Origin of the sequence: Caloramator sp. mosi_1 (assembly GCF_028622835.1) — a bacterium.
Classification (GTDB): Bacteria; Bacillota; Clostridia; order Clostridiales; family Caloramatoraceae; genus Thermobrachium.
Window position 1 is genome coordinate 1,407,328 of record NZ_CP117677.1, and the last position, 25,899, is coordinate 1,433,226.

Consider the following 25,899-nt stretch of genomic DNA (forward strand, 5'->3'; position numbering starts at 1 on the left):
AGGGATTAAGTTAAGTATATTTATACTTAATCCCTTTCTATATTAAATTTAGAAGGTGCCTGAGATGGAAAATATGGTTGAGATTAATAATGTTTTTTATGGATATAAAAAACACGACCAAGCAGAGGAGTTCTTGGCACTAAGGGGTGTCAATTTAAAGGTTAAAAAGGTGAGTTTCTTGTAGTAATTGGGCATAATGGTTCAGGTAAATCTACTCTTTCAAAACATATAAATGCAATATATCTTCCCAAAGAAGGAGAAGTAATAGTTAATGGAATGAATACAAAGGATAGTTCAAAACTTTGGGATATTAGACAGTCAACAGGGATGGTATTTCAAAATCCTGATAATCAGATTGTTGCAACAATAGTGGAAGAGGATGTTGCCTTTGGACCAGAAAATATGGGGGTTGAGCCAAGTGAAATAAGAAGAAGAGTAGATGATGCATTAAAGGCTGTCAGAATGGAGGAATATTCAAAGCACGCACCACATTTGCTATCAGGTGGACAAAAACAGAGGGTTGCTATAGCTGGAATATTAGCAATGAGGCCTAAATGCATTATATTGGATGAACCAACTGCTATGCTTGACCCATCAGGAAGAAAAGAAGTAATAGATACTATCAAGAAACTAAATAAAGACGAAAAAATTACTATTATATTAATTACTCATTTTATGGAAGAAGCTGTAGATGCAGATAGAGTTGTGGTTATGGATGATGGAAAGATCGTTGCAGAGGGAACGCCAAGAGAAGTTTTTCAAAGGTAGAGTTACTAAAGAGTTTAGGTTTAGATGTTCCTCAAGTTACAGAGCTTGCCTATGAACTTAGGAAAAGCGGAGTAAATATAAGACAAGATATAATAACTATTGATGAGTTGGTGGAGGAGCTATGTCAATTAAAGTAAATAATCTAACATTTAAATATATGGTAGATACTCCCTTTGAAAAACAGCATTAGATAATGTATCCCTTGAAATTCAAGACGGTGAATTTATAGGCCTAATAGGGCATACAGGCTCAGGAAAGTCAACACTTATTCAGCATCTAAATGGCCTTTTAAAGCCAACTTCAGGTGAAATATATGTTGATAATGAATGTATAACTTCAAAGGGTGTTGACTTAAAAAGAATTAGACAGTTAGTAGGCTTAGTATTCCAGTATCCAGAACATCAACTATTTGAAGAAACTATCTATAAAGATGTTTCTTATGGACCTAAAAATTTAGGTTTAGATGAAACTGAAGTTGAGCAAAGAGTAAAATGGGCACTTAATATAGTTGGTATTGATTATGATAAATATAAAGATGTATCCCCTTTGATTTAAGTGGTGGACAAAAAGAAGAGTTGCAATTGCAGGTGTATTAGCAATGCAGCCAAAGGTTTTAATTTTAGATGAGCCAACGGCAGGCCTTGATCCAAAGGGAAGAGACGAAATTTTACAAAACATAAAAATTTGCACAAGAAAGCTAAAATGACTATCATTTTAGTTTCCCACAGTATGGATGATGTTGCAGAGTTGGCAGACAGGTTAATAGTAATGTATAGGGGTAAAAATATTCTTCAGGGAACTCCAAAGGAAGTGTTTAGAAATGTTGAAACATTAGAATCTATTGGACTTGGTGTGCCTCAAGTAAAGTATTTAGTCAGAAGTCTAAATAAGAATGGCTTTAGCTTAAATGAAGATATTATAACTGTAAAAGAGGCAAAGGATGCTATCCTAAAGGCATTAAGGAGAGAAAAGAAATGATTAAGGACATTACATTAGGACAATATCTTCCTGGAGATTCCGTAATTCATAAATTAGACCCAAGAATAAAAATAATATTATCTACCTTATACGTTATTAACTTGTTTATTATAAATAAATTTATTGGATATCTTTATGTGGCTATTTTTACAGCCTTTATACTTTTAGTAGCTAAGATACCATTTAAATATATAATGAAGAGTTTAAAACCTATTTTATGGCTGTTACTTTTTACAGCAGCTTTTAATGTATTGCTTACACCAGGTGAAATAGTTTATGCAAGATTTGGACCATTTGCTATTACAGACAAAGGGGTATATCTTGCAGGTTTTATGATATTGAGAATAGTATTTTTAATAGTCGGAACCTCTGTTTTAACCTTAACTACCTCACCAATAGCATTAACAGATGGAATTGAACTTCTACTTAATCCATTTAAAAGATAGGTGTTCCAGCACACGAACTTGCAATGATGATGACAATTGCTTTGAGATTCATACCAACATTAATAGATGAAACAGATAAAATTATAAAAGCACAAAAGGCAAGAGGTGCTGACTTTGAATCAGGAAATTTAATTAACAGAGCTAAGAATTTGATTCCTATACTTGTACCTTTATTTATAAATTCCTTCAGACGTGCTGATGAACTCGCATTAGCGATGGAAGCAAGGTGCTATAAAGGTGGAGAAGGTAGAACAAGGATGAAACAGTTTAATATAGAGAAAAATGATTATATATCAATATTAGTTATGATAACCTTTATTATTATCTCTATATTAAGTAGGAGATAAATATGAAAAATATTAAATTAGTCATTGAATATGATGGAACAAACTATGTAGGATGGCAAAGACAAAAAAATGGTCTTTCAGTATCAGAAGTTATTGAAGGAGCCATTTATGAAATAACTAAACAAAATGTAGACCTTATAGGTTCAGGAAGAACAGATGCAGGTGTACACGCACGAGGGCAAGTAGCTAATTTTTTATAGATACAAAAATTCAACCTGAACGTTTAAAAGATGCAATAAATAGCAAACTTCCATCAGATATAACTATTGTTAATTCAATGGAGGTTGCTAAAGATTTTCATTCAAGGTACAACTGCAAAGGAAATGGTATAGCTATACGATTTTTAATAGGCAAGAGCCATCTCCGTTTTATAACAAATATGCAGCACATATAAAGTATAATCTTGACTTAGAAAAATGAAAGCTGCAGCACAATATTTAATAGGTACCTACGATTTTGCTGCATTTAAATCAGAAGGAAGTTCAGTTAAAACTACTGTTAGAACAATATACAGCATAGATATTGTTAAAAACGGAGATATTATACGTTTAGATTATAAAGGAGATGGATTTCTTTATAATATGGTAAGAATAATAACGGGTACCTTAATTGATGTTGGTAGGGGCAAAAAATACTATGGATATCCTTAAAATTTTGGAATCAAAGGATAGAAGCTTAGCGGGTTTTACAGCCCCAGCCTGTGGATTGTGTTTGGAAAAAGTTTATTATTAAATTAAGCTTGACACACCCGGCTCAATGTATTAAAATAAAAAATGGTGTAATTTACGATACTAAGATCCACTGGCCCCGGATCTTTATCGATAGAGAGATTCAATAAGTCAAGGAGGGAAAAAGATGAAAACATACATGGCAAAAACTCAAGAAGTAGAAAGAAAATGGTATGTTGTTGATGCTACTGACAAGACTTTAGGAAGACTTGCAAGCCAAATAGCTACAATACTAAGAGGAAAGCATAAGGCGATTTATACTCCAAACGTAGATACTGGTGACTTTGTAATAGTTATAAATGCTGAAAAAGTTGCTTTAACTGGTAAGAAGTTAGATCAAAAACTATACAGACATCACTCACTATATCCAGGTGGATTAAAGGAAATCCCATATAGAAGACTATTAGAAACTAAGCCAGAATTAGCAATAGAAGAAGCAGTTAGAAGAATGCTACCAAAGGGACCTCTTGGAAGAAAGATGGCAAAGAAACTTAAGGTATACAGAGGTGCAGAACATAATCACCACGCTCAAAAACCAGAAGTACTTGAATTAAAGTATTAATGTGGTGTGAAGGGAGGAAGGAAAGATGGCAAAGGTTCAATACTTTGGAACAGGTAGAAGAAAGACATCTATAGCAAGAGTAAGATTAGTTCCAGGAGAAGGAAACATCGTTATAAATAAAAGAGATATAGACAATTACTTTGGTCTTGAAACTCTTAAGGTTATAGTAAAGCAACCACTTGTTTTAACTGGAACACTTGATAAGTATGATGTACTTGTAAATGTTCACGGTGGTGGATTTACAGGTCAAGCAGGTGCTATAAGACACGGTATAGCAAGAGCACTTGTTCAAGCTGATGCTGATTTAAGACCAGTTCTTAAGAAGGCAGGTTTCCTAACAAGAGACCCAAGAATGGTAGAAAGAAAGAAGTACGGTCTAAAGAAGGCAAGAAGAGCACCACAATTCTCAAAGAGATAATTTACTTATTATATACAGGAACTGCACATATGCAGTTCCTGTTTTGTTTTTGTTTTGTTATTATTATTTTTCAAATGCATATAATAATTATTGAATAATTAAAATAGGGTGGTTATGATGATAAAAAGATATATTGCAGTAGTTTTAGCAATAGCTGTAGGTTTTATTTTATATATGAAGATACCTGCCTTTGGGTTTAACACAAATAAGGTTATAATAATTGATGCAGGACACGGTGGAATAGATCCAGGAGCAATAGGTAGAGATGGGACTATAGAAAAGGATATAAACCTTAGCATATCTCAAAAACTGAAGGGCTATCTTGAGGATGCTGGGTATACCTGCATAATGATTAGGGAGGTTGACGAGGGGTTATATAGTGAGTATGGTAGAATAAGAGATAAAAAGAACGAAGATTTAAGAAACAGAAAGCAGTTTATTAAAAAGTACAAGGCTAATCTATTCATTAGTATACACTTAAACTTTTTTCCTGAAAGTCAATATTATGGTGCACAGGTGTTCTATCCTAAAAATGATGTAGAAAGTGAGAAAATAGCAAAATTAGTTCAACAGGAGCTAATAAAGACATTAAATAGAGGAAATAAAAGAGAAGCAAAGGGTACAAATGATATATACGTAATAAGAGACAATCAGATACCCTCAATATTGATTGAATGTGGTTTTTTATCAAATTATGAAGAAGAGCAGCTACTTAAATCAGATATGTATCAAAATAAAATAGCCTGGGCCATTTTTAAAGGTATTTCGACATATTACCTGGGAAATAGTAAATAGTAATAAAACCGTCCTTACGTTTAATAAATAAGGACGGTTTTAAATTTACTTATTAATATGCTTATTGTAATATCTTTATTATATCCCTTGTTGTTAAAGCTATTTTATATGCGTGGTCGCCAACTCTCTCAAGGTTTGTTAAAGAATCTAAAAATATCATTCCACTATTAGGATTACAAATACATTTATTTAACCTATCGATATGGTCCTTTCTTAATTGTTTTTCTACAGCATCAATTTTCTGTTCAAGTTCAATTACTTCTTTTATTTTTCTAAATCTCTATTTTTTAGAGCTTCTAATGCTTTAGCAAAAGAACTATGGCATAATTCGAAAAAATATTTTAATTCAACTGAAGCTTCTTCAGAAAAGTTAATGTAGTGATTAAACTTATATTCTGCAAGATCTAAAAGGTTTATAGCGTGGTCTCCAACACGTTCCATATCATTTATCATATTATATAAACTCATAATTACTTCTGATTCACCATAGGTTGGATTTTTCATTGACAGCTTAGTTAAAAATTCATTAATGCGTCCTCAAGATAATCAAGTAAATCTTCATCCTTTTGTATTTGATTTATGTTATTTCTTCTAAAATCGAATATTAAATTAAAGGATTTTTCAAGGTTTAGTAGAGCTATTTCTCCCATTCTGCTAATTTCTTTAATACATTGTTCAATTGCTACAGAGGGGTATTAGTAACATAAGGGTTAATATATTTAAATCTCCTTGTATTACTGTTAGTTTTAGTAGGATATACATTATTTAAAAGACTCTTAATTATTGAATCTGAAAGTAATATTGAAATTAAAGAACCAAGTAGGTTAGTTAAAATATGCAAAAGAATAATATTTAATGATAAAGATGATGTTGCGTTTAATAGTTTAGGATTTAAAAGGAATACTATAAACACAGCAAAAGCACCTATTATATTAATTATAAAATGTATGAAGGAGGTTATAATAATGTGTCTTTCTTGTTTATAGGATTTTAATAAAACAAACAGAGAAGAACCTATGTTAGCTCCTATAACTGTAAAAACAGCAGAATTAAATCCTATAACATCGTTTTGTACAAAAGGAACAAGTAGTATGACGATTGCATTACTACTTCTAAAAATAAGAGCAATTAGAGTACCTAAAAATAAACTTGAAATATAGTTATTTTTGATTAAATGGATAAGTTGATTTTCTATTGTGCCAGTTTTTATATAAATTAAAGAGACCAAAGAAGTCCAATGCTTAAAAGCATTTGACCTAAATTATATATATTTTTCTTAGTATTTTTATTAACAAATAGAATTATAAAAGTACCAACAAATACAAAAGATAGGGGATTATAGAAATATTTAATAGTATAACAATAGGAATTAGTGATGCACCAATGTTGACACCACATATAAAGTACAGTATATTTATAAATTCAATAGATCCTGCCTCAAGTATACTTGAGTAGGTTGTTGCTGAAATAGTACTACTTTCAGTTATAAAAGAAAATATAATTCCTTCAAATAAGGAATGTATTTTTTATTTGTTTTCTGTTTAAATTGATTATGAAACCAGTAGCTAAAGTAATTTTGAGAAGAATGGCTAAGCATTCCAAGCGAAAAAATAAGTAAACCTATTCCACCTAATAAATTATAAATTTGTGTTTTCATCTGTATTCCCCCATTGATAGTTTCATTACTAATATTATATCAAATGCATTCTTTATATTACACAAAAAGTGTAATTAACTTAGTTTACAGCTAAAAATATTTTAAAAGTGCCATAGACAATAGTGATTTTAACACCTTGTTTATGGCACCTTAAAACTAATTATTCATCCTTTTTCATACAATGTGGGCAAGGATAGTAAAAGGGATGATCTAAAAGTAGTGAAGCTTCATTTAGTGAACTATACATATCAATTGCTTCTTTATCTATGCTATCAATATTACATTCAGGCTTTTCGTTTACTAAATCGTGCAGTGTCTTTTTTCAATATCATATAGATATCTTTTACCATAGTAGGGTTCTTCGTATCTTCTCATATTTTCACTCCTTAAAATCAAGTACCATTTGTGCAATATTGTTAGAATGGTCTCCAATTCTTTCGATATTGCTTATTAAATCTAAGAAAATAGTTCCACTTGAAGTTGAACATATACCCTTGTTTAGTCTATCTATATGCTCGTTTCTAAGTTGTTTTTCCATCATATCAATTTTACCTTCAGCCTCAAGAACCTTTTGTGCAAGAGTAAAGTCAAAGTTATTAAGAGCTTCTATTGAAGAATCAACTGCGTATTTTGCAACACTATATATTTCCTTAAGTTCCTTTATTGCATCATCTGAAAATATTAATTTATTATCTATCCTATATTGTGCAAGTTCTGCTATATTATCAGCGTGATCGCCAATTCTTTCTATATCATTTACTACGTGGAATAAAGATGTTATAATTTCTGAATCGTGTTCAGAAAGGGAAGTATTTGATAATGCTACCATAAAGGCAGTTATCTCTCTTTCAAGGAAGTTTACAACTTGTTCTACTTCAAAAACTTTATTTATAAGTTTTGTATCTTCATTAAAGAATGCTTCCATTGAAGTAGTTAAGTTTTCGGATGCAATTTTTCCCATTCTTGAAACTTCTTTAATAACTTGACCAACTGCTATAGATGGCGTTTCAAGAAGTCTTGAATCAAGATGTTCAAGGGTCATTGCAGTTGCTTCCTTTTCTTCTCCAGGAACTAACCATTTAACCCATTTTACTAAAAGTGGTATAAAAGGAGCTTGAATTATAACGTTTGTAAAGTTAAATATTGTATGTGAATTAGCAATTTGTCTTTTTATATCTCCTCCAAGTAGAGGAATTAATTTTACAACAACTGGAAGTATTGCCATAAAAATAAGTGTACCTATTAAGTTAAAGGATAGATGTATAAATGAAGCTCTTCGTGCGTTTTTACTTGCTCCTATACTTGCAAGCATTGCTGTAACACAAGTACCTATGTTATCACCAAATAATATTGGTAGAGCAACGTTAAGTGGCATAGCGTTTACTCCAGCAAGGGCTTGAAGTATACCTATTGTAGCACTACTACTTTGAACAACAGCTGTCATTCCAAGACCTACCAAAACTCCAAGTATTGGATGAGTTCCTAATGTTATGATTAAATTTCTAAAGCCATCCATTTGCGCAAGAGGCTTCATTGAATGTTCCATCATTTTCATACCAACAAATAGAACACCAAAACCAAAAACTATCTCTCCGATATCCTTTGTTTTCTTTTATTAGAAAACATAAGCATAGCAGCACCAATTGCAAGTATCAATGGAGCAATATCAGTAAGTTTAAAGGCTATAAGCTGTGCAGTCATAGTTGTACCTATGTTTGCACCCATTATAACTCCAGCTGCTTGATATAGATTCATAAGTCCTGCGTTAACAAAACCAACTGTCATAACAGTTGTTGCAGATGAACTTTGGATAATTGCAGTAACAAGTGCACCTACAGTGATTGCAAATAATCTGTTGGTTGTTAAAACCTCAAGTATCTTTTTAGCTTTTCACCTGCAGCTTTTTGAGTCCTCCTCCCATCATATGCATACCATAGACGAAAAGACCAAGACCACCAAGCAGTTCAAAGATCATTTTTGCATTCATAATATACCCCCATCTTTTACATTATTATAACGCGTAAACAAAGACTTTTACGCGTTATTTTTCGACAAATTAATTTTAAATAAGATATATTTTTACACACGTAGTTAATTATAGTTACCCAATGTTAAATCTGTGTTAAGTTTGTGTTAATAAAAGAAAATATTTAACTTGAATATAATGTTGAATTAATATAAATTTAACAATCCACTATATTAATTATACATTTGATTAAATACTTTATAAAGTATAAAATTAAAGAGGGGTGATTAAAATGTATTTAAAAGAGCTTGAGCCATTTAATAATAGAATAATTTCAAAAATTAATATAGATGAAAGACCAGCGAATTATGTTAATTTTCCTTCAGATTTATCTGATGAATTAAAGGATTTTTAATTGTAAAGGGTTTTAAAAAACTTTATTCACATCAAAGGGAGATGTATGAGCATTCTAAAAAGGGTGAAAATGTAATAATAACTACTCAGACAGCAAGTGGGAAAACACTAAGTTTTTGCTTCCAGTTGTAGATGAAATACTTAAGGATAATAAAACAAGAGCTATATTTGTATATCCTACAAAGGCCCTTGCAAATGACCAATTTAGAAATATACTGCCCTTTATTGAATATTTTGGAGAAGATAGAATACAAGCAGGTATTTATGATGGGGATACTCCCCTAATGAGAGAACAAGGATTAGAAAAACAGCAAATATTATTTTAACAAATCCTGAAATGCTTAATTCGGCCTTTTTACCAAACCATAGTTTATATGGTTTTAATCACGTATTTTCTAAGTTAAAGTTCTTTGTTGTAGATGAACTTCACGTTTATAGAGGTGCCTTTGGTTCACATATGGCCAATATTATAAGAAGATTAAAAGAATATGCAAATACTATAGGTCAAACCCTCAATATCTTTTTAGCTCAGCAACTATAGCAAACCCAAAGGAACTTGTTGAAACGTTAACAGGTGAAGAATTTTATCACGTTAAGAAGGATGGTTCGCCATCCCATAAAAAGCACATTTATATTTGGCAACCTCCCTATATTAGAGATTCAGAATATAGAAAGACTCCTGAAGAAGAAGCAGCAGAAATAATACCAGATATGATACAAAATGGGAGACGATTTATAACTTTTTGTAAAAGTAGGCGTGAAGTTGAGGTCGTTTTAAAGGAAACAAGGGATAAATTATCAAATATAGAATACATACCAAGTTTGTTAGATTTAACCGATAAGATAGCAGGTTATAGAGGAGGGTATAAAAAAGAAGAAAGAAAAGACATAGAGAAAAGACTTGTTAAGGGAGATATAAACGGTGTAATTGCAACAAATGCATTAGAACTTGGTATAGATATAGGGGACATTGATATTGTAATATGTTCAGGGTTCCCAGGCACCAAGGCATCATTTTGGCAGCAGATAGGACGTGCAGGAAGAAGAAAAGAAGCAGTTGGCATATTGATACTTGATGTTGGACCTATATATCAATATATAGCAGTAAATAGTGAATTTTTATTAAAGACAGGTATAGAAAATGCCGTTTTAGATAAAAACAATCTATTTATTCAACTTGCTCACGTAAGAGCAGCAGCTGCAGAACTACCACTTACCCTTGACGATGCAGAATTATTCCCTGATATTGCAGAGATAATACCTGTTCTTCTAAAGGCAGGAGAATTAAAGAATGATGGTGGAATATTTACTTGGATTGGTAAGGAACATCCAGCAGGTGATTTTAGTTTAAGAAATATATCAAGGGATATATACAAGGTAATTAATAAGATAAATGGAGAGATGCTGACAGAGATGGATGAATATCAGGCCTTCCACGAGGTATACGAAAAGGCAATCTATATGCACGATGGTGTGCAGTATATGGTTGAAAAACTTGATTTGGTAAATAGAATTGCAACTGTTTTTCCAATAGAAGTTAATTATTTCACTGTTCCATTTACAGATACAATGGTAAATATAATAAAGGAATTTAAGAACACAGAATTTGCAAGAACTACTGCAACCTTTGGAGATGTTCTAATAAAAGAGGCAGTAGTGGCTTATAAGATGATTCAGTTTCACAACAGGCAAAATTTAGGCTTTGAGTCTATAAGGGATAACCTTTTACTACCCTTGAAACAGAAGGATTATGGTATCTAATACCACAGGATGTCGATGATGTTTTAAACCTATATACAGAATTTAATTACTATAACGGAATAAAGCACGCACTTCTTACAGCAGCAAGGATCAGGACTATGGCAACAGCAGAGGATATTGGAGCGACTATGTTTAACACTGTTGAGAAGGATGGAGAAATAAAAAGGGCCTATGTAATACTATATGATTTATATCCAGGCGGATTAGGTTTTACAGAAAAGGCCTTTGATTATGCAAGGAAATCCTATTAGATGCCATAAATATGTTGAAAAATTGTAAATGTAAAGATGGATGTCCAGCTTGTGTTGGAGACTATCACCTTGATAAAAAGATGGTTCTTTGGGCACTTGAAGGTATGATAAAAGATGTGGAGGAGACTCCAAAGGTAACAAAAAGGTAGAAGAAGTCATTGTTGAGGAGAATAAATATTTTAAGTTAGAAGAATTAGAGTATAAATGGAAGGATTTTAGAAGCTTTTTAAGGTCAAGGAGTGAAGCCTTCTTAGGATTTTTTAACATAGTAGATGAGGTTGAAGTTAGAGGAAATGTATTAGTCCTAAATGTTACATCTTCCTTTTTAAAGAATGGATAATGGATACTTTAAATAAAGCAAAAATTGAAAATATAATAAGAAGATATGTAGAGGTTAATGATAATTTTTCTATAGATGTGAATGTAATAAATTATGAAAGCAAAATCGATAAAATTATTAGAAGATATGATGATTTAAATAGGTAGGTGAGATTTTGCAGGATTTATTTGATAAGTTAAATAGCTTTCAAAGAAGGGCAGTTGAGACAGATGAAAAATATGTGGCCCTAAGAGCAAGTGTAGGAAGTGGTAAGACTACAGTTATAGTGTACAGAGTATTATACTTACATCTTGTAAAAAAGTCCCTTTAGACAAAATTATGGTTGTTACATTTACAAACAAAGCTTCAGAGGAGCTAAAGGAACGGCTACAAAAACATATAAGTGAAGAAATCAAATATATAGGCACCTTCCACAGCATTGCAAATAGAATATTAAGGGAAAATGTAGACTTAGAGGAATTTGGATATTCTAAGGATTTTAGAATAATATCCTATGACGAGGCAGGCGAGATATTAAATAATATAATCAGAGAAGGAAGATTAAATATAAAATATAAATCAAAAGTACAAAAAAGGATAGAAGAGTTTAAAAATGGTAATATACTGTATGCAAATATGAAGAGAGAAGATGATATTGAAAGACTTTATGAAGAGTATAAAAGAGTAAAAAAGATAAAAACCTAATGGATTATGAAGATTTAATAATAAATTGTCGTGATTTCTTAAAGGAAAATTTAGAATTTGACCATATAATAGTAGACGAATTTCAGGATACAGATTATATGCAACTTGAACTAATAGAAAAAATTGCAGGGGATAGAGCAAAAATATTTGTTGTAGGAGATCCAAATCAAACAATATATTCCTTTAGGACAGGTACACGAAATATATTTAAGATGTTTATCGAAAAATATAATGCATCTATATATGAACTCCTATAAACTACAGGTCAACAAGAACAATAACAGAGGCAGCAGCAGCTTTAATAGGTGAGAAAATACATTGTGAAAGGGAATATGGAGAACCAATAAAGATTACAAGTCACTATGATGCCTTCAATGAGGCAAGCTATGTCTTAAGAAGAATTAAAGAGTTAAAGGATAAGGGAGTACATCTTAAGGATATTGCTGTGCTTTTTAGAAGACAAGCACAGGGGGAATTCCTTTATGATGTACTAAGTCGAGAAGTTGAGTGTGAATTTATAAAGGGAATAGAAGTGGAAGAAGATAAAATTGATAAAGAAAGTGTGAAACTTCTTACACTTCATTCATCAAAGGGTTTAGAGTTTAAATATGTTTTTATGGTAGGAGTAAATGAAGGAAATATACCAATATCTAAAAAGCGGGAAATTGAAGAGGAAGAACTTAGACTTTTCTTTGTTGGTGTTACAAGGGCAAAGGAGGTCCTTGAGATTTCGTATATAAAGAGTCCATCTTTTTTGGATTTAAGGGATATAAAAGCCAATATATAACTATGTTTCCCAAGAATCTTTTGTTAGAGGAGGATAATAATTCAAAATATACTTTAAATGAAATTTATGATATGTTAAGATTAGAAAAAGAAAAGAAAAATGCAGAAAAAAGGTTATCCATAAAAAATATGGAGAAGGAATTGTAATTTATGAGGATGATAATGTATTGAAGGTTAAATTTGATTCCTATGGTGAAAAGGAATTTTTAAAGTTGTTTTGCCAAGGAGAATTTATTTAAGGGGGATTTTTGTGGATGAATTCAACAATAACAATGATTTAAATGATGAACCAGTAAGACTGGGGTTTAAAGATGTACTTGCAATGACTATTGCAGCAATAGAGGTGCTTTTACCTATTGCATTGGCCTTTGCTGCTATAATGGGAATTGTGTTTTTATATTGTTGAAGTTTTGGATTAAATAGGGAGGAAGTTGATGAGCTATATAAAGGAAAGAATGAAAAGTATTTATTTCAATAATAAACTTTTTATTTTTGCTGTGTTTTTACTTTTTATTAAGAGTATTTCAATATTGGCATATATAATAACAGATACAAAGAGTTTTGCTTTTTTTACACTATAGGTTGTATACCCTCATACCTACTTTATTTTTCTTATATTATTATTTTAATGTCCTTTTATTTTTTATTTAGAGGAAAGGCTAAAGTTTATTATTTATTTTTTATAAACTTTTTAATTACTATTTTATTCTTGGTTGATATTTGGTACTTTAGAGGTTTTGGAAGTTTTTATCAGTACATTCATTGATGCAGACAGGAAACTTATACAATTTATCGGATAGCATAAAATCCCTTATAAGATTTTATGATTTAATTTTATTTTTAGATATTTTTGTGTTGTATTATTTTTATAAGAAACATAGTGTATACGTATTGAGAAAAAGTGTACAAGCTAAAGCATTTACTATTTCATTTTTGATTTCAATAATTTTTATAGTTGAACCAGTAGATGCAAAGATTTTATTTAATACAAAAAACAGGCAATATATCAGATAACATATTCTCCAAAGGTTACTATTTCTAATTTATCGCCAATTGGATATCACGTTTTTGATGTTTTCAATTATATAAAAGAATGTAGGCATATTGAACTTACTGAAGTGGAAAAGGCTGAAATAAATGAGTGGTTTAATAAAAAGGAAAAGATAGAAGCAGATAATGAGTACAAAGGTTATTTTAAAGGTAAAAATCTTATATATATACAGGTGGAATCTTTAGAGAATTTTGTGATTAATAAGAAAATAAATTCTAAGGAGATAACTCCAAATTTAAATAGACTTTTAAAAAATAGTATTTATTTTGATAATTATCACGAGCAAACCCATAATGGAATAAGTTCTGATGGAGATTTTATAATAAATACTTCTATGTACCCTGTTCGAAGGGGAAGTACATTTTTAGATATCCAGATAATACCTACAATTCTTTACCAAAGATACTCAAAAATACGGATACTATACTCACGCAATACATTCAGATAAAGGACCCTATTGGAATTGGATGAGGGCATTATATTCGATAGGCTTTGAAAAGTGTACTGATGAAACAAGTTTTAATGTTGACGAAAAGATAGGTTTAGGATTGAGCGATGAATCCTATTTAAAACAGATAGTGCCTTTAATTATAGCTCAAAAGAAGCCATTTTATACATTTATAGTTACATTAACAAGTCATATGCCCTTTAATATCGATGATAAATATAGAAATTTAAATCTAAATAAGGAACTTAATGACTCCTATTTAGGTGGGTATTTTGAAAGCATTCATTATGCAGATAAGTGCTTAGGAATGTTTATAGATGAACTTGATAAACAAGGAATATTAGAGGATACGGTAATTGTTATATCAGGAGATCACGAAGGAGTTCATAAATATTATCAAAGTAGTATCGAAAATTTAAGCCAAAAAGAGGATTGGTGGCTTGTTAATAACAAAGAGATACCTCTTATAATTTATCACAAGGGTATGCAGCCAAAGGTGATTAATACAATAGGTGGACAAATTGACCTTCTACCAACAATATGTTATCTGCTTGGAATAGAAAGTTCTGAATATCAAGATACAGCTATAGGTAGAGTTTTACTAAATACTAACTTAAATTTTACAGTTTTAGATGATGGAAAGGTTATTGGAGAGGTTGATGAAGAATTAAAACAACACGCATTAAAGGGTATTGAGATTTCAGATAAGATTATTAGTTCAAATTACTTTAATGGAAGATAAGGGCATAAGCCCTTATCTTATATTAAAGCAAAGTGATGCCTAATTCACTGCATTTTTGTATTATATGCTCTGGCCAGACAGATGATTGAACTTCCCCAATATGAGCTTTTCTTAGAAAGAACATACATATTCTTGATTGACCAATTCCACCACCTATCGTAAAAGGAAGTTCCTCTTGTAAAATCATCTGGTGGAAGGGTAAGTCTAATCTATCTTTGCAGTTGCATTTTTCAATCTGATAAAGCAGAGCATCTTTATCTACTCTAATTCCCATAGAAGACAATTCAAAGGCACAGTCTAAGACAGGATAGTAGAATATAATATCACCATTTAATTTCCAATCATCATAATCAGGAGAACGTCCGTCGTGTTTTATTCCTGATTTTAGATAATCCCTATCTGCATTAAGAATATAGCTCCATATTTTTTACAGGCTTGATATTCACGTTCTTTAGGTGAAAGTTCTGGGTACATATCCTCAAGTTCCTGAGTTGTAATAAATGTTATTTCCTTAGGCAGAATAGGTGTAATGTGAGGGTATAGGCTATAAACGTAAAGTTCGGTTTGTTTAAAAACACTATATATATCTTTAACTATTTGCTTTAGTGTCTGAACTGTTCTTTGTTCCTTTAATATTATTTTTCCCAATCCCATTGATCAACATAAATTGAGTGCAGTGCATCAAGTTCCTCATCACGTCTAATTGCGTTCATATCAGTGTATAGTCCTTCACCAGGTTTAAAACCATATCTTTTAAGTGCATATCTTTTCCATTTTGCCAATGATTGAACAACCTCAAGGGATTCTCCTTTAATATCAAAGGCATCAAAGGATACTGTTCTTTCAACTCCATTTAAATAGTCATTTAACCCTGTGGACTTTTGTACAAATAGAGGAGCAGAAACTCTTGTTAAGTTAAGCTTTTGGGATAACACGGATTCAAAGTAGTCCTTTAATCTCTTAATTGCAATTTCAGTCTCCTTTAAATCGAGGGTAGGTTTATAATCATAGCATACCTTCCATTCCATAATAGTTCCTCCTTAATACAATAGATTTTTATATATGTAGCGCTACAGATTACAAAATAAAAACCCTTCATCCCTTTAATGGGACGAAAGGTTAACTTCCGCGGTACCACCCAAATTGGTATAAAACCCACTCTCAGTACGGAGATAAACTCGATACTGTACTCCTTTTAACGGTAGAGTTTTCCGCCCAAGTCTACTTTCATAAAGATTTCGGTTGGGAGCTTAGGGATGTTCTTCAAAACAGGCTTCGTACTGGTCTTCCACCATCACCAGCTCGCTTTAACTACTTCCTGTATCTACTCTTCCCTTCATCGCTTTTTACTAATTATAAAGTGAAATTTTATAAATGTCAACATTCAATTTTAAAAATTTTTTATATTGTATTATTTTGATTGGTATTTATAAATATACTTTTTTATTGGTATATAGATTGGTTAAAGTGATTATCTTTTATTTATTTACTTGAATAAAATAGATTTATTTATAGTATTAATAAGTTTATAATAATTTTACATACGTTATAAAACATAATATTGAATAGTTTTTATGATTATCAAAATTATGCTATAATTTATTTGGTTATTTCTATAAATAAAATTAAAATTGTAGGTTTGGGGTGTTTTGTAGGTATGCTTGAAAATGATGTAATTAATACAGAATTTCATAAGGAAATAAATGAGTTGGAACAAATAATAGTGCATACATTAGATAAAAATAAAAATGTACTTATTAAGGGTAGTAGAGGATACGGCAAAACATTTTTGTTAAAGAGGATTTCAGAAAATATTAGAAATAATAATACATATACAATATATATAAATTCAAAAGATAAAAATGCTTATATAGATTTTATAAATCAATTATTGAAGATTTATCAATTGCATAAAAATTATACAGTATTTAATAAAGAAATTTTAGAGCTTTTATTGTCAAAGGTTAATAAAAATAGTAAAGATGAATTATATATATTATTTTATTATATAAGACAGATAATAAAAGATATTACTTTATATTCTAAGTTAATTGTATTAATAGATGATATTCAGTATCAAGATGAATATATTATTGATTTAATTACTTTTTTATTAAAGGAGAAACTGTATGAAGGTTTTAACTTTGTTATAGCATATTCTGAATCTTTAAATATAAATTTTATCAAATTTATTGAAGATATCAAGAAATTTGATTTTGAAGAATTTAAGTTAAAAGGAATATGTGAAAAAATATGATTAATAAATACACTAAGTTTAATAAGATGTATGATGAGGAAAAAATAAAAACTATTATAAAAGCTACTGATGGAAATCCACTTTTATTTATACAATATATGAATTATCAAAAAATAAAAGAGAGCTTTATAATGAACTATGGCCTATAAAAACATTTAACCAATTAGAGGAAGAATATAAAAAATTAATGAAATTTATTTCCCTTTTTAAAAATGGTGTAAGCCCATACGTTTTATCGAAGTTAACAGGATATGAAATAGACAATGTAGAAAGAATATTAAGTAAATTATTTATGGAAGGATTGATAAGTTATAGCATAACAGATATAGGATTTATTTATAAATCATCTTTTATGCTGCTAACAAATCACATATTGAAGGGATTGAATATTGAATATGTAAATTCATTAAGATTAGAAATAGTAAAGTTACTTAGTGAAAATAAAACACATTTTTTATATTTAACGAGGAGATTTTATATCAAATAAATCAAATCAATGATAATAAATTAAAGTTAGAATATTTAAGTAGGCTTAAGAAGTTTTATTTTAATGAGAAAAAATGGAATGCACTAATTGAGGTAATGTACGAAACAATTGAATTAATCAGCAATGAAGAAGTATTAAATATATATGAATCAATTGCAGATATATATGAATTAAATGGTGAAACAAAAAGAGCACTTGATATATACAACGATTTGATAAGTAAATACAAAGACGATAAAATTATAACACTTGAAATTTTAATAAGAAAAGCAAAACTGTTTATAAGAACAAACAATGTTAAGGATTTTAAAACTATATTATCTGAAATAAAAAATTATAAAACGGAATATATAAGAGACAAAAAGATATTAAATAATTTAGTAATAATAAATGCATACGACACACTATTTGATGGTGATTTAGAAAAATCAAAACATATATGTTTTAATATATTAAAAAATATAGAAATGGAACCTATTTTAAAAGGAGAAGCACATCAAATTCTGGCGGTTATAGATAAATTTTCTGGTAACCCAAAGGGGCAATAAGTAATTTCTTAAGGGCATATAAATTATTCACAAAGTGTGGATATATAAGAGGTATTGTATATTCACTAAATAATTGTGGAACTATATGGGTTGATGATTTTGAGGATTTTTCAAAGGGAATAAAATATTTAAATAAATCCAAAGAGATAGCAAGAAAAAATAATGTTATATCCTTAGAAATTATGCCTATATGCAACATAGCATTTACATTATTTTATCAATTAGAACTTGATGAATGTAAAAAAATTGTGTTGAGGCAATGAGATATGTAAATAGAGTAAATAATGTAGCAATAAAGACATTGATATTAGGGTGCCTTTCATTTATAGAATTAATAAATGGAAATTTTAAAAAGGCAATGAAATACTTAGAAGAATCAAAGATTTTAATAGATAAGGTACATAGTAATTATATATGGTCTTATTATTTATCAATGGCCTTAATTAACTTTCTAACAAATAATGAGAAAGAATTTAAAAACTACTTAGATATTTTAAAAAATAGTAATGATAAGTTACCTATAAATAAAGAAATAAACGTATTTTATAATATATATATTCCTGAATATTATATTAATAACATAGAAAAACTAAATCAAAATTTTAAGTTTAGTATATGTTTACTTTTATGTGAAAAAGAATTTAATGATTATGCAAATAAAATATTTGAAAAGATTATAAATGAACAGAAAGATAGTATTAATTTAGTTGCTAAAGTGCAGCTAATAAAGTATTTTTAGGATATAATTTAGAGTTAGAAGATATAGAATTGTTAATTAATAAAATAAAAAATAAACACATTCTATGGAAACTGTATATAATAAAAGCTTTATTAAATAGTAACCAAAATAATAAGTTTTCTGCTATAAATGATATTATACAAGCGGCTAATATAATAAATACTATCTTTAGTGGACTGAATTTTTCCTTAAAAACAAATTATGTGAAAAGATATGAAATATACTTAAAAAAACTTAAAGAAACTAATTTAATAGATTATTTTCTTGGTGTTTTGCATAATGAAGATAACAAATATGAAATGAATTTAGAAGAAATAAGGAAATATTGGATGAGCGAAAATAACAGTAAAGGCAATGAAATATTAGAAAATGTAATGCAGGTTATGAATAATTATTCCAATGATTGTTTGAAAAATCTTGAATTGATAGTAAGCTATATAAAATCTATAACTATGTCCGATGAGGTTTATATAGTAGATTCAACTGATAAAGTAATAGTAAGTACTAAAAAGAATTAAAATATAAAGAGTCAATAAAAAATTTAAAAGAGGGTATTTTTGAAACATATAAATACAAACTTAATAAAAATATAACAACTATGATAATCAAATTAAAAAATAAGCAATTTATTGAAGCATTTTTGGTAGCTAAAAGTGATAAACATTTAAACAATATTAATATAGATTCACTTAATTACTGCAAAATGTTTAATAACCTGATACTTCATAATATTCATCAACTTAATATTAATCAGAACTTTTATGTTGACAAATTAACAGGTGCTTATAATAGAAAGTATATGGACATAGTTTTTCAAGACTTAAACAAATATCAAAATTATAGTTTAGCAATGTTTGATATTGATAATTTTAAGTATATAAACGATAAGTATGGACATTTAATGGGAGATGAAGTTTTACGACAATTTTCTAAAGTAGTATTGATGGCTAATAAAAGGGAGTTTTTCCTGTTTAGGTATGGTGGAGAAGAATTCTTATTATTTATGCCTGATACTTCGAAAGAAGAAGCACTTGTTTTTGTGAAGAGATTAGAAAAGTTATAGAAAATATAGAAATTATAGGTTTGGAATATAAAATTACAGTAAGTTCAGGAATATTTTATTGTGATAATATTAAACAAAACATTAATTCATCTATTGAAAAAGCAGATGCAGCACTTTACATTTCAAAAATACAGGAAAAAATAGGTGTACAGTTTGGGATATAGAAAACAATATACACGAAAATAGTTTAAACTTTATTCCTACCGGAAATGTACTTAAAGATACAAAATATTTGGATGGAATTTCTAAAATAATTAATATTGCCAAGTTGAATTTAGATAAGGAAAAGAAAATAGAATTATATAAAAATAGATTAAAGGATTTATTTGAAGCATCATTTGTAAATATACACAAAGCTGAAACGCAATATTTTAAAGATGATCTATTTGAATTTACATTATCAAAGGTAATTGAGGAAAAAGGTATAAAGGTATTTATAGAGACAATAAAACAACATAATTCCTTTTTAATTAGGGAAAATATACTTGTTCCTATAATAAAAAATGAAGCTGTAGAATACGTATTACACATTGTATTTGATAATCAAAAGTTGCTTTTATTGCATCAAGATTATAATGCTCTTTCAACTATTGCTCAAATATACTTACTTATGGTATAATCAAATGTTGTTAAAACTTTAATACAAAGGAGCGTTAGATATGAGCTTATATAAAAAGTGGGAAGAACTTGCAGATTCAAAGGTTAATGCACCAGATTATGAAGAGTTTTGGACAGACTATTTAAAGAAAGAACAGGAAATCTATAAAGACATATTAGAGAACAAGAAAAATGTAGTTGAAGGAAAATTAAAGGACCTTGCTAATCAATATGGTGTTGATGAGCTTACATTTGCTGCATTTGTATCAGGTATCAACACAAGTTTAGTAAATCCAGTAGATGAAGAAAAATTAGAAGAGGATACAGAACTTAAGCTTGAAATAGACTTTGAAAAGCTATATTATAATATGCTTGATGCAAAGGCTAATTGGTTATATGAACTTCCAGAATGGGATGGAATTTTATCAGTAGAAAGAAGAAAGGAAATAAGAAAAGAATACAACAAATCAAAGATAGTTGTAAATGAAAACAAAGTAGGTAGAAATGATCCTTGCCCTTGTGGTTCAGGCAAAAAATATAAGAAATGTTATGGAAAATAAAGGTGCATTTGCACCTTTATTTTATATTTTTATGATTAATTACTTAAATGTGGTTTTATAAAAAATTTACATTTTAAGAACAATATTTTAGTTGTAGAAAAAAATTAAACAAATTATATTATAAATATGACATTAAATTTTTAAAGAAGGAAGGTCTTAATTATGGTGGAAGTTTTACGATGTGGTATAGATGTAGGTTCCACTACTGTAAAACTGGTTTTGATTGGGAAAAATGGGGAAATACTGTTTAAAAGATACAAACGACACTTTTCAGATATTAAAGGAACGCTTAAATCTTTATTAGAGGAACTGATAAATGAATGTGGAGATTTAAATTTAAATGTCAAAGTAACAGGTTCAGGGGGCTTTCAATTGCAAAGTGGACAGGCATACCCTTTGAACAGGAGGTGGTTGCTCTAACCTATGCAGTAGAAAGGTTAATTAATGAAGTTGATGTTGCTATTGAACTTGGTGGCGAAGATGCAAAGATTACATATTTTAAAAATGGAATAGAACAAAGAATGAATGGAACCTGTGCTGGTGGAACAGGTGCTTTTATAGATCAGATGGCAACCCTTTTAAATACAGATGCAGATGGACTAAACGAGCTTGCAAAGAATTTTGAAATTATTTATCCTATAGCCTCAAGGTGTGGAGTATTTGCAAAAACAGATATACAGCCTCTTTTAAATGAGGGTGCAAGAAAAGAAGATATAGCAGCATCTATTTTTCAGGCGGTAGTAAACCAAACAATAAGTGGTTTAGCTTGTGGAAGACCAATAAAGGGTAAGGTTGCCTTTTAGGAGGACCACTATATTTCTTATCCGAGCTTAGAAGAAGGTTTATTGAGACACTCAATTTAAAAGAAGAGGATGTGTATATACCACAAAATTCACAGGTGTTTGTAGCAATAGGAGCAGCACTTTTAAGCAGTAACAGCAATATTTATAGGTTGAAGGACATTATAAGTAAATTAGATGAAGCTATAGATATAAAAGAGGTTGATGAAGATGTACTTGAACCATTATTTAAAGATGAAGGGGAATATATAGATTTTATAAATAGACACGAAAGAAATAAAGTTAAAAGGCGAGAGCTTTCAAGCTACCAAGGAGAATGTTTTTAGGTATAGATGCAGGTTCAACCACAACAAAGGTTGCATTGATTGACAAAGAAGGAAATCTTCTATATTCATTTTACTCAAGTAATCAAGGAAGCCCATTAAATTCAATATTAGAAGCTCTAAAGGATTTATATAGTAACTTAAACGATAAAACATATATTGCAAAATCTGCAGTTACAGGATATGGAGAACAGCTATTAAAAAATGCATTGAATATAGATATTGGTGAAGTTGAAACTGTTGCACATTTTAGAGCGGCAAACTACTTTTTAAATGGAGTAGATTTTATATTAGACATAGGCGGACAGGATATGAAGTGCCTAACTGTAAAGGATGGAATTATTGAAAACATAATGCTAAATGAAGCCTGCTCTTCAGGGTGTGGCTCCTTTATTGAAGGCTTTGCAAAGTCCCTTGGAATGAATATAGAAGATTTTGCAAAGGCGGCACTTTTGCAAAGCATCCTGTTGATTTAGGAAGTAGATGTACAGTATTTATGAACTCAAAGGTTAAGCAGGCACAAAAGGAAGGAGCAACTGTAGAAGATATTTCAGCAGGATTATCATATTCTGTTATAAAAAATGCTCTATTTAAAGTTATAAAATTAAAGGATTCTAAGGATATTGGCAATAAGGTTGTAGTTCAAGGAGGTACCTTCTATAACGATGCAGTTTTAAGAGCCTTTGAAAAAATTACTGGTTTAGAGGTTGTAAGACCTGATATATCGGGGATTATGGGTGCCTTTGGAGCAGCACTTATTGCAAAGGATAATTACCAAGCTGGAGAAAAATCAAAGGTATTGAACAAAGATGAGATAATTAACTTAACCTATACAAATGAGATAAAAAGATGTAAATTATGTACTAACAATTGTCTTCTTACCTTAACTAAAATAAACAATAAAACCGTTGTAACCGGTAATAGATGTGAAAGAGGAGCAGGCATAGAAATCACAAAGGAAAAGCTTCCAAATCTTTATGAATACAAATACAATAAGTTGTTTAGCTATAAACCAATAGATGATACTGAAGCAATAAGGGGAAGTGTTGGTATACCAAGAGTTCTTAATATATATGAAGATTATCCTTTTTGGTTTACCTTCTTTACTGAACTGAAATTTAAGGTTATATTGTCAGATACATCAACAAGAAGACTATATGAACTTGGTATGGATACAATTCCTTCAGATACAGTATGTTATCCTGCAAAAATTGTGCACGGCCATATAGTAAATTTAATAAACAAGGGGGCAAATTTTATTTTTATCCATCTTTGCCCTATGAAAAAATTGAATTTAGCGATGCCCATAATCATTACAACTGTCCTGTTGTAACATCCTACAGTGAAGTAATTAAAAATAATATGGATATTTTAAATGAAAAGAGAATAAAGTTTTTAAACCCATTTCTACCCTTTGATGATAAAGAAAAGCTTAAAATTAGATTGTTTGAAGAGCTTTCAGATTTTAATATATCCTTTGAAGAAATATCTAAGGCAGTAGATAAGGCAGACAAGGAATTAAATAGGTTTAAAGAGGATATCAGAAGAAAAGGACAGGAAGTTTTAGAGTACATCATTAAAAATAATAAAAGGGCAATTGTACTTGCAGGGCGTCCATACCACCTGGATAAGGAAATAAATCACGGAATAGACAGATTAATTGTATCTCAAGGTTTTTGTGTTTTAACAGAGGATAGCGTAGCTCATCTTGGAAAATTAGAGGAGCCTTTAAGGGTAGTGGACCAGTGGGCATATCACTCAAGGCTTTATAGAGCAGCAAGTTTTGTTGCAAAAATAAGAATTTAGAACTTGTTCAACTTACATCTTTTGGATGCGGACTTGATGCTATAACTTCAGATCAAGTTAAAGAACTACTTGAAGCATACGGTAAGATATATACTTTAATTAAAATAGATGAAATAAACAATTTAGGTGCAGTTAAGATTAGAATTAGATCACTTAAAGCAGCGGTTGAAGAAAGAGATAAGTTAAACTTTGTTCCCAAAAGGATAAAACAATACTCACATAAAGCGGTATTTACAAAGGAAATGAAAAAAGACATACTATACTTGCACCTCAAATGGCACCAATACATTTTGAATTAGTTGAAGAGGCTTTTAAGTGGGCAGGATATAAACTTGAAGTTCTTCCATCAGTTGATAAAAATGCAATAGATGAGGGACTAAAGTATGTAAATAATGATGCCTGCTATCCTTCAATAATAGTAGTAGGGCAACTTATGAGTGCACTAAAATCAGGTAAATACGACCTTAATAATACCTCTGTGATTATTTCTCAGACAGGGGAGGATGTAGGGCAACCAACTATATTGGATTCTTAAGAAAAGCACTTTCAGATGCAGGATTGTCACACGTTCCTGTAATTTCTCTAAATGCTGTTGGGCTTGAAAAAATCCAGGATTTAAGATAACTCTTCCAATGCTTCATAGGGGTGTTATGGCATTACTTCTGGAGATTTAATAATGAGACTATTATACAGAACAAGACCCTATGAAAAGAAAAAGGAACCTGTGATGAGCTTTATGAAAAATGGATAGATAGATGTAAAAGGGTTGTAAGAAGAGGAAGCATATTTGAATATAAGAAGATTGTATCCGAAATGATTGCAGACTTTGAATCAGTTGAAATTGAAGATGTAATAAAGCCAAGAGTTGGTGTAGTAGGTGAAATACTTGTTAAGTTCCATCCAACAGCAAATAATGATATAGTAAAGCTTATTGAAGAAGAGGGTGGAGAGGCTGTAGTTCCTGATCTTGTTGATTTCTTCCTATATAGTGCCTATGATGCAGAATATAAGTATAAATATCTATCAGGAAGTAAGAGGGCAAAGATATTAGGTAATGCAACTATAAATGTAGTTGAGATGTATAGAAGTGTTATAAGAAAGGCACTTAAAAATTCAAAAAGATTTGAACCACCAACAACTATTTATCATTTAGCAGAAAAAGCAAAGGAGATAATAGATTTGGGTAACCAAACAGGAGAAGGATGGCTGTTAACTGCAGAGATGATAGAACTTATTGAGATGGGAGTACCTAATATAGCTTGTCTTCAACCTTTTGCGTGTTTACCAAACCACGTAACAGGAAAGGGTGTCGCTAAAGCTCTAAGAGAAAGATATAAGGATGTAAATATTGTTGCAGTAGATTATGACCCAGGTGCAAGTGAAGTAAATCAAATAAATAGGTTAAAACTAATGATGTCTGTAGCCCACAGAAGAATTGTGGACAATGTTAAAAAGTTCAATGAAAATATTGCTTTAGAAGAGGCAAGTATATCGGAGCAAAAATAAATGAGGACATTGTGTCCTCATTTATTTTTGTCTAAATTATTTCAAAAACTCATACATTTTGACACTACTTA

At 30.0% G+C, this 25,899-nt stretch carries 30 protein-coding genes, 10 pseudogenes and 1 other annotated feature; of the genes and pseudogenes, 32 read left to right on the forward strand and 8 right to left on the reverse strand.

All coding sequences use genetic code 11. The annotated features are described in order from the left end of the window. Positions 1-64 precede the first annotated feature (64 nt). From PL321_RS09985 to cwlD, 7 genes and pseudogenes are all read left to right on the forward strand, one after another. Positions 65-905 (forward strand): annotated as a pseudogene (locus PL321_RS09985) (energy-coupling factor transporter ATPase). Continuing rightward, a pseudogene (locus PL321_RS09990) lies at positions 890-1,746 on the forward strand (energy-coupling factor transporter ATPase). Before PL321_RS09985 ends, PL321_RS09990 begins: the two co-directional pseudogenes overlap by 16 nt. Further along, a pseudogene (locus PL321_RS09995) lies at positions 1,743-2,539 on the forward strand (energy-coupling factor transporter transmembrane component T family protein). Before PL321_RS09990 ends, PL321_RS09995 begins: the two co-directional pseudogenes overlap by 4 nt. 2 nt (positions 2,540-2,541) lie before the next feature. Further along, positions 2,542-3,271: pseudogene (gene truA, locus PL321_RS10000) on the forward strand (tRNA pseudouridine(38-40) synthase TruA). Positions 3,272-3,394: 123 nt separating this feature from the next. Further along, complete coding sequence (gene rplM / locus PL321_RS10005; RefSeq protein WP_273961918.1) at positions 3,395-3,829, forward strand: 50S ribosomal protein L13; 435 nt, start codon at positions 3,395-3,397, stop codon at positions 3,827-3,829. Positions 3,830-3,854: 25 nt separating this feature from the next. Further along, positions 3,855-4,247, forward strand: coding sequence for a 30S ribosomal protein S9 (rpsI, locus tag PL321_RS10010; RefSeq protein ID WP_273961919.1), 393 nt, complete (start codon positions 3,855-3,857; stop codon positions 4,245-4,247). 114 nt (positions 4,248-4,361) lie between these two features. Beyond that, on the forward strand, positions 4,362-5,042 hold the full coding sequence (gene cwlD / locus PL321_RS10015; RefSeq protein WP_273961920.1) for an N-acetylmuramoyl-L-alanine amidase CwlD: 681 nt from the start codon (positions 4,362-4,364) through the stop codon (positions 5,040-5,042). 61 nt (positions 5,043-5,103) lie between these two features. Here cwlD and PL321_RS10020 read toward each other — a convergent pair whose 3' ends face one another. The 7 genes and pseudogenes from PL321_RS10020 to PL321_RS10045 all read right to left on the reverse strand — a co-directional run bounded on the left by PL321_RS10020 (position 5,104) and on the right by PL321_RS10045 (position 8,686). Beyond that, positions 5,104-5,310, reverse strand: a complete 207-nt coding sequence (locus tag PL321_RS10020; RefSeq protein ID WP_337961148.1) for a PhoU domain-containing protein — start codon at positions 5,308-5,310, stop codon at positions 5,104-5,106. Next, positions 5,307-5,546, reverse strand: a complete 240-nt coding sequence (locus PL321_RS10025; RefSeq protein WP_273961921.1) for a hypothetical protein — start codon at positions 5,544-5,546, stop codon at positions 5,307-5,309. Before PL321_RS10025 ends, PL321_RS10020 begins: the two co-directional genes overlap by 4 nt. Before the next feature lie 11 nt (positions 5,547-5,557). Beyond that, complete coding sequence (locus tag PL321_RS10030) at positions 5,558-5,692, reverse strand: hypothetical protein (protein ID WP_273961922.1); 135 nt, start codon at positions 5,690-5,692, stop codon at positions 5,558-5,560. A 32-nt stretch (positions 5,693-5,724) separates the two neighbouring features. Next, the gene (locus tag PL321_RS10035) at positions 5,725-6,270 is read right to left on the reverse strand and encodes a hypothetical protein (RefSeq protein WP_273961923.1); all 546 of its coding nucleotides are present in this window, start codon (positions 6,268-6,270) and stop codon (positions 5,725-5,727) included. Positions 6,271-6,343: 73 nt separating this feature from the next. Continuing rightward, positions 6,344-6,565 carry a hypothetical protein gene (locus tag PL321_RS21320; protein ID WP_443110772.1) on the reverse strand — a complete coding sequence of 74 codons (222 nt, stop codon included), beginning with the start codon at positions 6,563-6,565 and terminating at the stop codon, positions 6,344-6,346. Continuing rightward, positions 6,526-6,699 carry a hypothetical protein gene (locus PL321_RS10040; RefSeq protein ID WP_273961924.1) on the reverse strand — a complete coding sequence of 58 codons (174 nt, stop codon included), beginning with the start codon at positions 6,697-6,699 and terminating at the stop codon, positions 6,526-6,528. The genes PL321_RS21320 and PL321_RS10040 overlap by 40 nt, the downstream gene beginning before the upstream one ends. A 379-nt stretch (positions 6,700-7,078) precedes the next feature. Beyond that, positions 7,079-8,686, reverse strand: a pseudogene (locus PL321_RS10045) (Na/Pi cotransporter family protein). A gap of 271 nt (positions 8,687-8,957) precedes the next feature. On the opposite strand from PL321_RS10045, the gene PL321_RS10050 reads away from it, so the two are divergent. The 14 genes and pseudogenes from PL321_RS10050 (at position 8,958) to PL321_RS10120 (ending at position 15,142) form a co-directional block, all read left to right on the forward strand. Next, positions 8,958-9,080 carry a hypothetical protein gene (locus PL321_RS10050; protein WP_273961925.1) on the forward strand — a complete coding sequence of 41 codons (123 nt, stop codon included), beginning with the start codon at positions 8,958-8,960 and terminating at the stop codon, positions 9,078-9,080. A 115-nt stretch (positions 9,081-9,195) separates the two neighbouring features. After that, positions 9,196-9,620 (forward strand): annotated as a pseudogene (locus tag PL321_RS19940) (DEAD/DEAH box helicase). 170 nt (positions 9,621-9,790) lie between these two features. Beyond that, positions 9,791-10,840 carry a helicase-related protein gene (locus PL321_RS10065; protein WP_273961928.1) on the forward strand — a complete coding sequence of 350 codons (1,050 nt, stop codon included), beginning with the start codon at positions 9,791-9,793 and terminating at the stop codon, positions 10,838-10,840. A gap of 98 nt (positions 10,841-10,938) precedes the next feature. After that, positions 10,939-11,091 (forward strand): hypothetical protein, encoded by a 153-nt coding sequence (locus PL321_RS10070; RefSeq protein ID WP_443110651.1) that lies wholly within the window; start codon positions 10,939-10,941, stop codon positions 11,089-11,091. A gap of 11 nt (positions 11,092-11,102) precedes the next feature. Then, positions 11,103-11,240, forward strand: coding sequence for a hypothetical protein (locus PL321_RS10075; protein WP_273961929.1), 138 nt, complete (start codon positions 11,103-11,105; stop codon positions 11,238-11,240). Positions 11,241-11,430: 190 nt separating this feature from the next. Beyond that, entirely contained in the window at positions 11,431-11,577 is a 147-nt protein-coding gene (locus tag PL321_RS10080; RefSeq protein ID WP_273961930.1) for a hypothetical protein, read from the forward strand. An 8-nt stretch (positions 11,578-11,585) separates the two neighbouring features. Continuing rightward, on the forward strand, positions 11,586-11,741 hold the full coding sequence (locus PL321_RS10085) for a UvrD-helicase domain-containing protein (RefSeq protein ID WP_273961931.1): 156 nt from the start codon (positions 11,586-11,588) through the stop codon (positions 11,739-11,741). An 8-nt stretch (positions 11,742-11,749) separates the two neighbouring features. Next, positions 11,750-12,372, forward strand: a pseudogene (locus PL321_RS19945) (UvrD-helicase domain-containing protein). A 56-nt stretch (positions 12,373-12,428) separates the two neighbouring features. Continuing rightward, positions 12,429-12,557: pseudogene (locus PL321_RS21325) on the forward strand (hypothetical protein); the annotation flags it as partial. A gap of 3 nt (positions 12,558-12,560) precedes the next feature. Beyond that, positions 12,561-12,902 (forward strand): 3'-5' exonuclease, encoded by a 342-nt coding sequence (locus tag PL321_RS10100; protein WP_273961934.1) that lies wholly within the window; start codon positions 12,561-12,563, stop codon positions 12,900-12,902. A gap of 2 nt (positions 12,903-12,904) precedes the next feature. Continuing rightward, on the forward strand, positions 12,905-13,048 hold the full coding sequence (locus PL321_RS10105; protein ID WP_273961935.1) for a hypothetical protein: 144 nt from the start codon (positions 12,905-12,907) through the stop codon (positions 13,046-13,048). Positions 13,049-13,151: 103 nt separating this feature from the next. Further along, complete coding sequence (locus tag PL321_RS10110) at positions 13,152-13,307, forward strand: hypothetical protein (protein ID WP_273961936.1); 156 nt, start codon at positions 13,152-13,154, stop codon at positions 13,305-13,307. Between the two features lie 712 nt (positions 13,308-14,019). Then, the gene (locus PL321_RS10115; protein WP_273961937.1) at positions 14,020-14,400 is read left to right on the forward strand and encodes a hypothetical protein; all 381 of its coding nucleotides are present in this window, start codon (positions 14,020-14,022) and stop codon (positions 14,398-14,400) included. Between the two features lie 19 nt (positions 14,401-14,419). Further along, on the forward strand, positions 14,420-15,142 hold the full coding sequence (locus PL321_RS10120) for an LTA synthase family protein (RefSeq protein ID WP_273961938.1): 723 nt from the start codon (positions 14,420-14,422) through the stop codon (positions 15,140-15,142). 22 nt (positions 15,143-15,164) lie between these two features. Here the strand turns inward: PL321_RS10120 and asnA are convergent. Then, positions 15,165-16,170: pseudogene (asnA, locus tag PL321_RS10125) on the reverse strand (aspartate--ammonia ligase). A 76-nt stretch (positions 16,171-16,246) separates the two neighbouring features. Beyond that, positions 16,247-16,491 (reverse strand) — a binding site (T-box leader). A gap of 290 nt (positions 16,492-16,781) precedes the next feature. On the opposite strand from asnA, the gene PL321_RS10130 reads away from it, so the two are divergent. From PL321_RS10130 to PL321_RS10180, 11 genes and pseudogenes are all read left to right on the forward strand, one after another. Then, positions 16,782-17,399, forward strand: coding sequence for an ATP-binding protein (locus tag PL321_RS10130; protein ID WP_273961939.1), 618 nt, complete (start codon positions 16,782-16,784; stop codon positions 17,397-17,399). Further along, entirely contained in the window at positions 17,396-17,548 is a 153-nt protein-coding gene (locus PL321_RS10135) for a hypothetical protein (protein WP_273961940.1), read from the forward strand. The genes PL321_RS10130 and PL321_RS10135 overlap by 4 nt, the downstream gene beginning before the upstream one ends. Positions 17,549-17,586: 38 nt before the next feature. Then, positions 17,587-17,886, forward strand: a complete 300-nt coding sequence (locus PL321_RS10140; protein ID WP_273961941.1) for a hypothetical protein — start codon at positions 17,587-17,589, stop codon at positions 17,884-17,886. Between the two features lie 95 nt (positions 17,887-17,981). After that, positions 17,982-18,434, forward strand: coding sequence for a hypothetical protein (locus PL321_RS10145; protein ID WP_273961942.1), 453 nt, complete (start codon positions 17,982-17,984; stop codon positions 18,432-18,434). 259 nt (positions 18,435-18,693) lie between these two features. Beyond that, the gene (locus PL321_RS10150) at positions 18,694-19,173 is read left to right on the forward strand and encodes a hypothetical protein (RefSeq protein WP_273961943.1); all 480 of its coding nucleotides are present in this window, start codon (positions 18,694-18,696) and stop codon (positions 19,171-19,173) included. Between the two features lie 29 nt (positions 19,174-19,202). Next, positions 19,203-19,691 carry a hypothetical protein gene (locus PL321_RS10155; RefSeq protein WP_273961944.1) on the forward strand — a complete coding sequence of 163 codons (489 nt, stop codon included), beginning with the start codon at positions 19,203-19,205 and terminating at the stop codon, positions 19,689-19,691. An 80-nt stretch (positions 19,692-19,771) separates the two neighbouring features. Continuing rightward, the gene (locus PL321_RS10160; RefSeq protein ID WP_273961945.1) at positions 19,772-20,236 is read left to right on the forward strand and encodes a GGDEF domain-containing protein; all 465 of its coding nucleotides are present in this window, start codon (positions 19,772-19,774) and stop codon (positions 20,234-20,236) included. A 20-nt stretch (positions 20,237-20,256) separates the two neighbouring features. Then, positions 20,257-20,400 (forward strand): hypothetical protein, encoded by a 144-nt coding sequence (locus PL321_RS10165; protein WP_273961946.1) that lies wholly within the window; start codon positions 20,257-20,259, stop codon positions 20,398-20,400. Positions 20,401-20,468: 68 nt separating this feature from the next. Then, a complete protein-coding gene (locus PL321_RS10170) occupies positions 20,469-20,855 on the forward strand; it encodes a hypothetical protein (RefSeq protein ID WP_273961947.1) in 387 nt (128 codons plus the stop codon). Between the two features lie 40 nt (positions 20,856-20,895). After that, positions 20,896-21,393, forward strand: a complete 498-nt coding sequence (locus PL321_RS10175) for an SEC-C metal-binding domain-containing protein (RefSeq protein ID WP_273961948.1) — start codon at positions 20,896-20,898, stop codon at positions 21,391-21,393. A gap of 162 nt (positions 21,394-21,555) precedes the next feature. Further along, a pseudogene (locus PL321_RS10180) lies at positions 21,556-25,828 on the forward strand (acyl-CoA dehydratase activase-related protein). Positions 25,829-25,899: the final 71 nt, after the last annotated feature.

Bases quoted from the DNA above. Each gene is read 5' to 3' on its own strand.
- rplM (WP_273961918.1), top strand. From the start codon at position 3,395: ATGAAAACATACATGGCAAAAACTCAAGAAGTAGAAAGAAAATGGTAT.
- rpsI (WP_273961919.1), top strand. From the start codon at position 3,855: ATGGCAAAGGTTCAATACTTTGGAACAGGTAGAAGAAAGACATCTATA.
- cwlD (WP_273961920.1), top strand. From the start codon at position 4,362: ATGATGATAAAAAGATATATTGCAGTAGTTTTAGCAATAGCTGTAGGT.
- PL321_RS10025 (WP_273961921.1), bottom strand. From the start codon at position 5,546: ATGAAAAATCCAACCTATGGTGAATCAGAAGTAATTATGAGTTTATAT.
- PL321_RS10030 (WP_273961922.1), bottom strand. From the start codon at position 5,692: ATGGGAGAAATAGCTCTACTAAACCTTGAAAAATCCTTTAATTTAATA.
- PL321_RS10040 (WP_273961924.1), bottom strand. From the start codon at position 6,699: ATGAAAACACAAATTTATAATTTATTAGGTGGAATAGGTTTACTTATT.
- PL321_RS10050 (WP_273961925.1), top strand. From the start codon at position 8,958: ATGTATTTAAAAGAGCTTGAGCCATTTAATAATAGAATAATTTCAAAA.
- PL321_RS10065 (WP_273961928.1), top strand. From the start codon at position 9,791: ATGATACAAAATGGGAGACGATTTATAACTTTTTGTAAAAGTAGGCGT.
- PL321_RS10070 (WP_443110651.1), top strand. From the start codon at position 10,939: ATGGCAACAGCAGAGGATATTGGAGCGACTATGTTTAACACTGTTGAG.
- PL321_RS10075 (WP_273961929.1), top strand. From the start codon at position 11,103: ATGTTGAAAAATTGTAAATGTAAAGATGGATGTCCAGCTTGTGTTGGA.
- PL321_RS10080 (WP_273961930.1), top strand. From the start codon at position 11,431: ATGGATACTTTAAATAAAGCAAAAATTGAAAATATAATAAGAAGATAT.
- PL321_RS10105 (WP_273961935.1), top strand. From the start codon at position 12,905: ATGTTTCCCAAGAATCTTTTGTTAGAGGAGGATAATAATTCAAAATAT.
- PL321_RS10120 (WP_273961938.1), top strand. From the start codon at position 14,420: ATGAGGGCATTATATTCGATAGGCTTTGAAAAGTGTACTGATGAAACA.
- PL321_RS10135 (WP_273961940.1), top strand. From the start codon at position 17,396: ATGATTAATAAATACACTAAGTTTAATAAGATGTATGATGAGGAAAAA.
- PL321_RS10140 (WP_273961941.1), top strand. From the start codon at position 17,587: ATGAAATTTATTTCCCTTTTTAAAAATGGTGTAAGCCCATACGTTTTA.
- PL321_RS10145 (WP_273961942.1), top strand. From the start codon at position 17,982: ATGTACGAAACAATTGAATTAATCAGCAATGAAGAAGTATTAAATATA.
- PL321_RS10150 (WP_273961943.1), top strand. From the start codon at position 18,694: ATGAGATATGTAAATAGAGTAAATAATGTAGCAATAAAGACATTGATA.
- PL321_RS10160 (WP_273961945.1), top strand. From the start codon at position 19,772: ATGATAATCAAATTAAAAAATAAGCAATTTATTGAAGCATTTTTGGTA.
- PL321_RS10175 (WP_273961948.1), top strand. From the start codon at position 20,896: ATGAGCTTATATAAAAAGTGGGAAGAACTTGCAGATTCAAAGGTTAAT.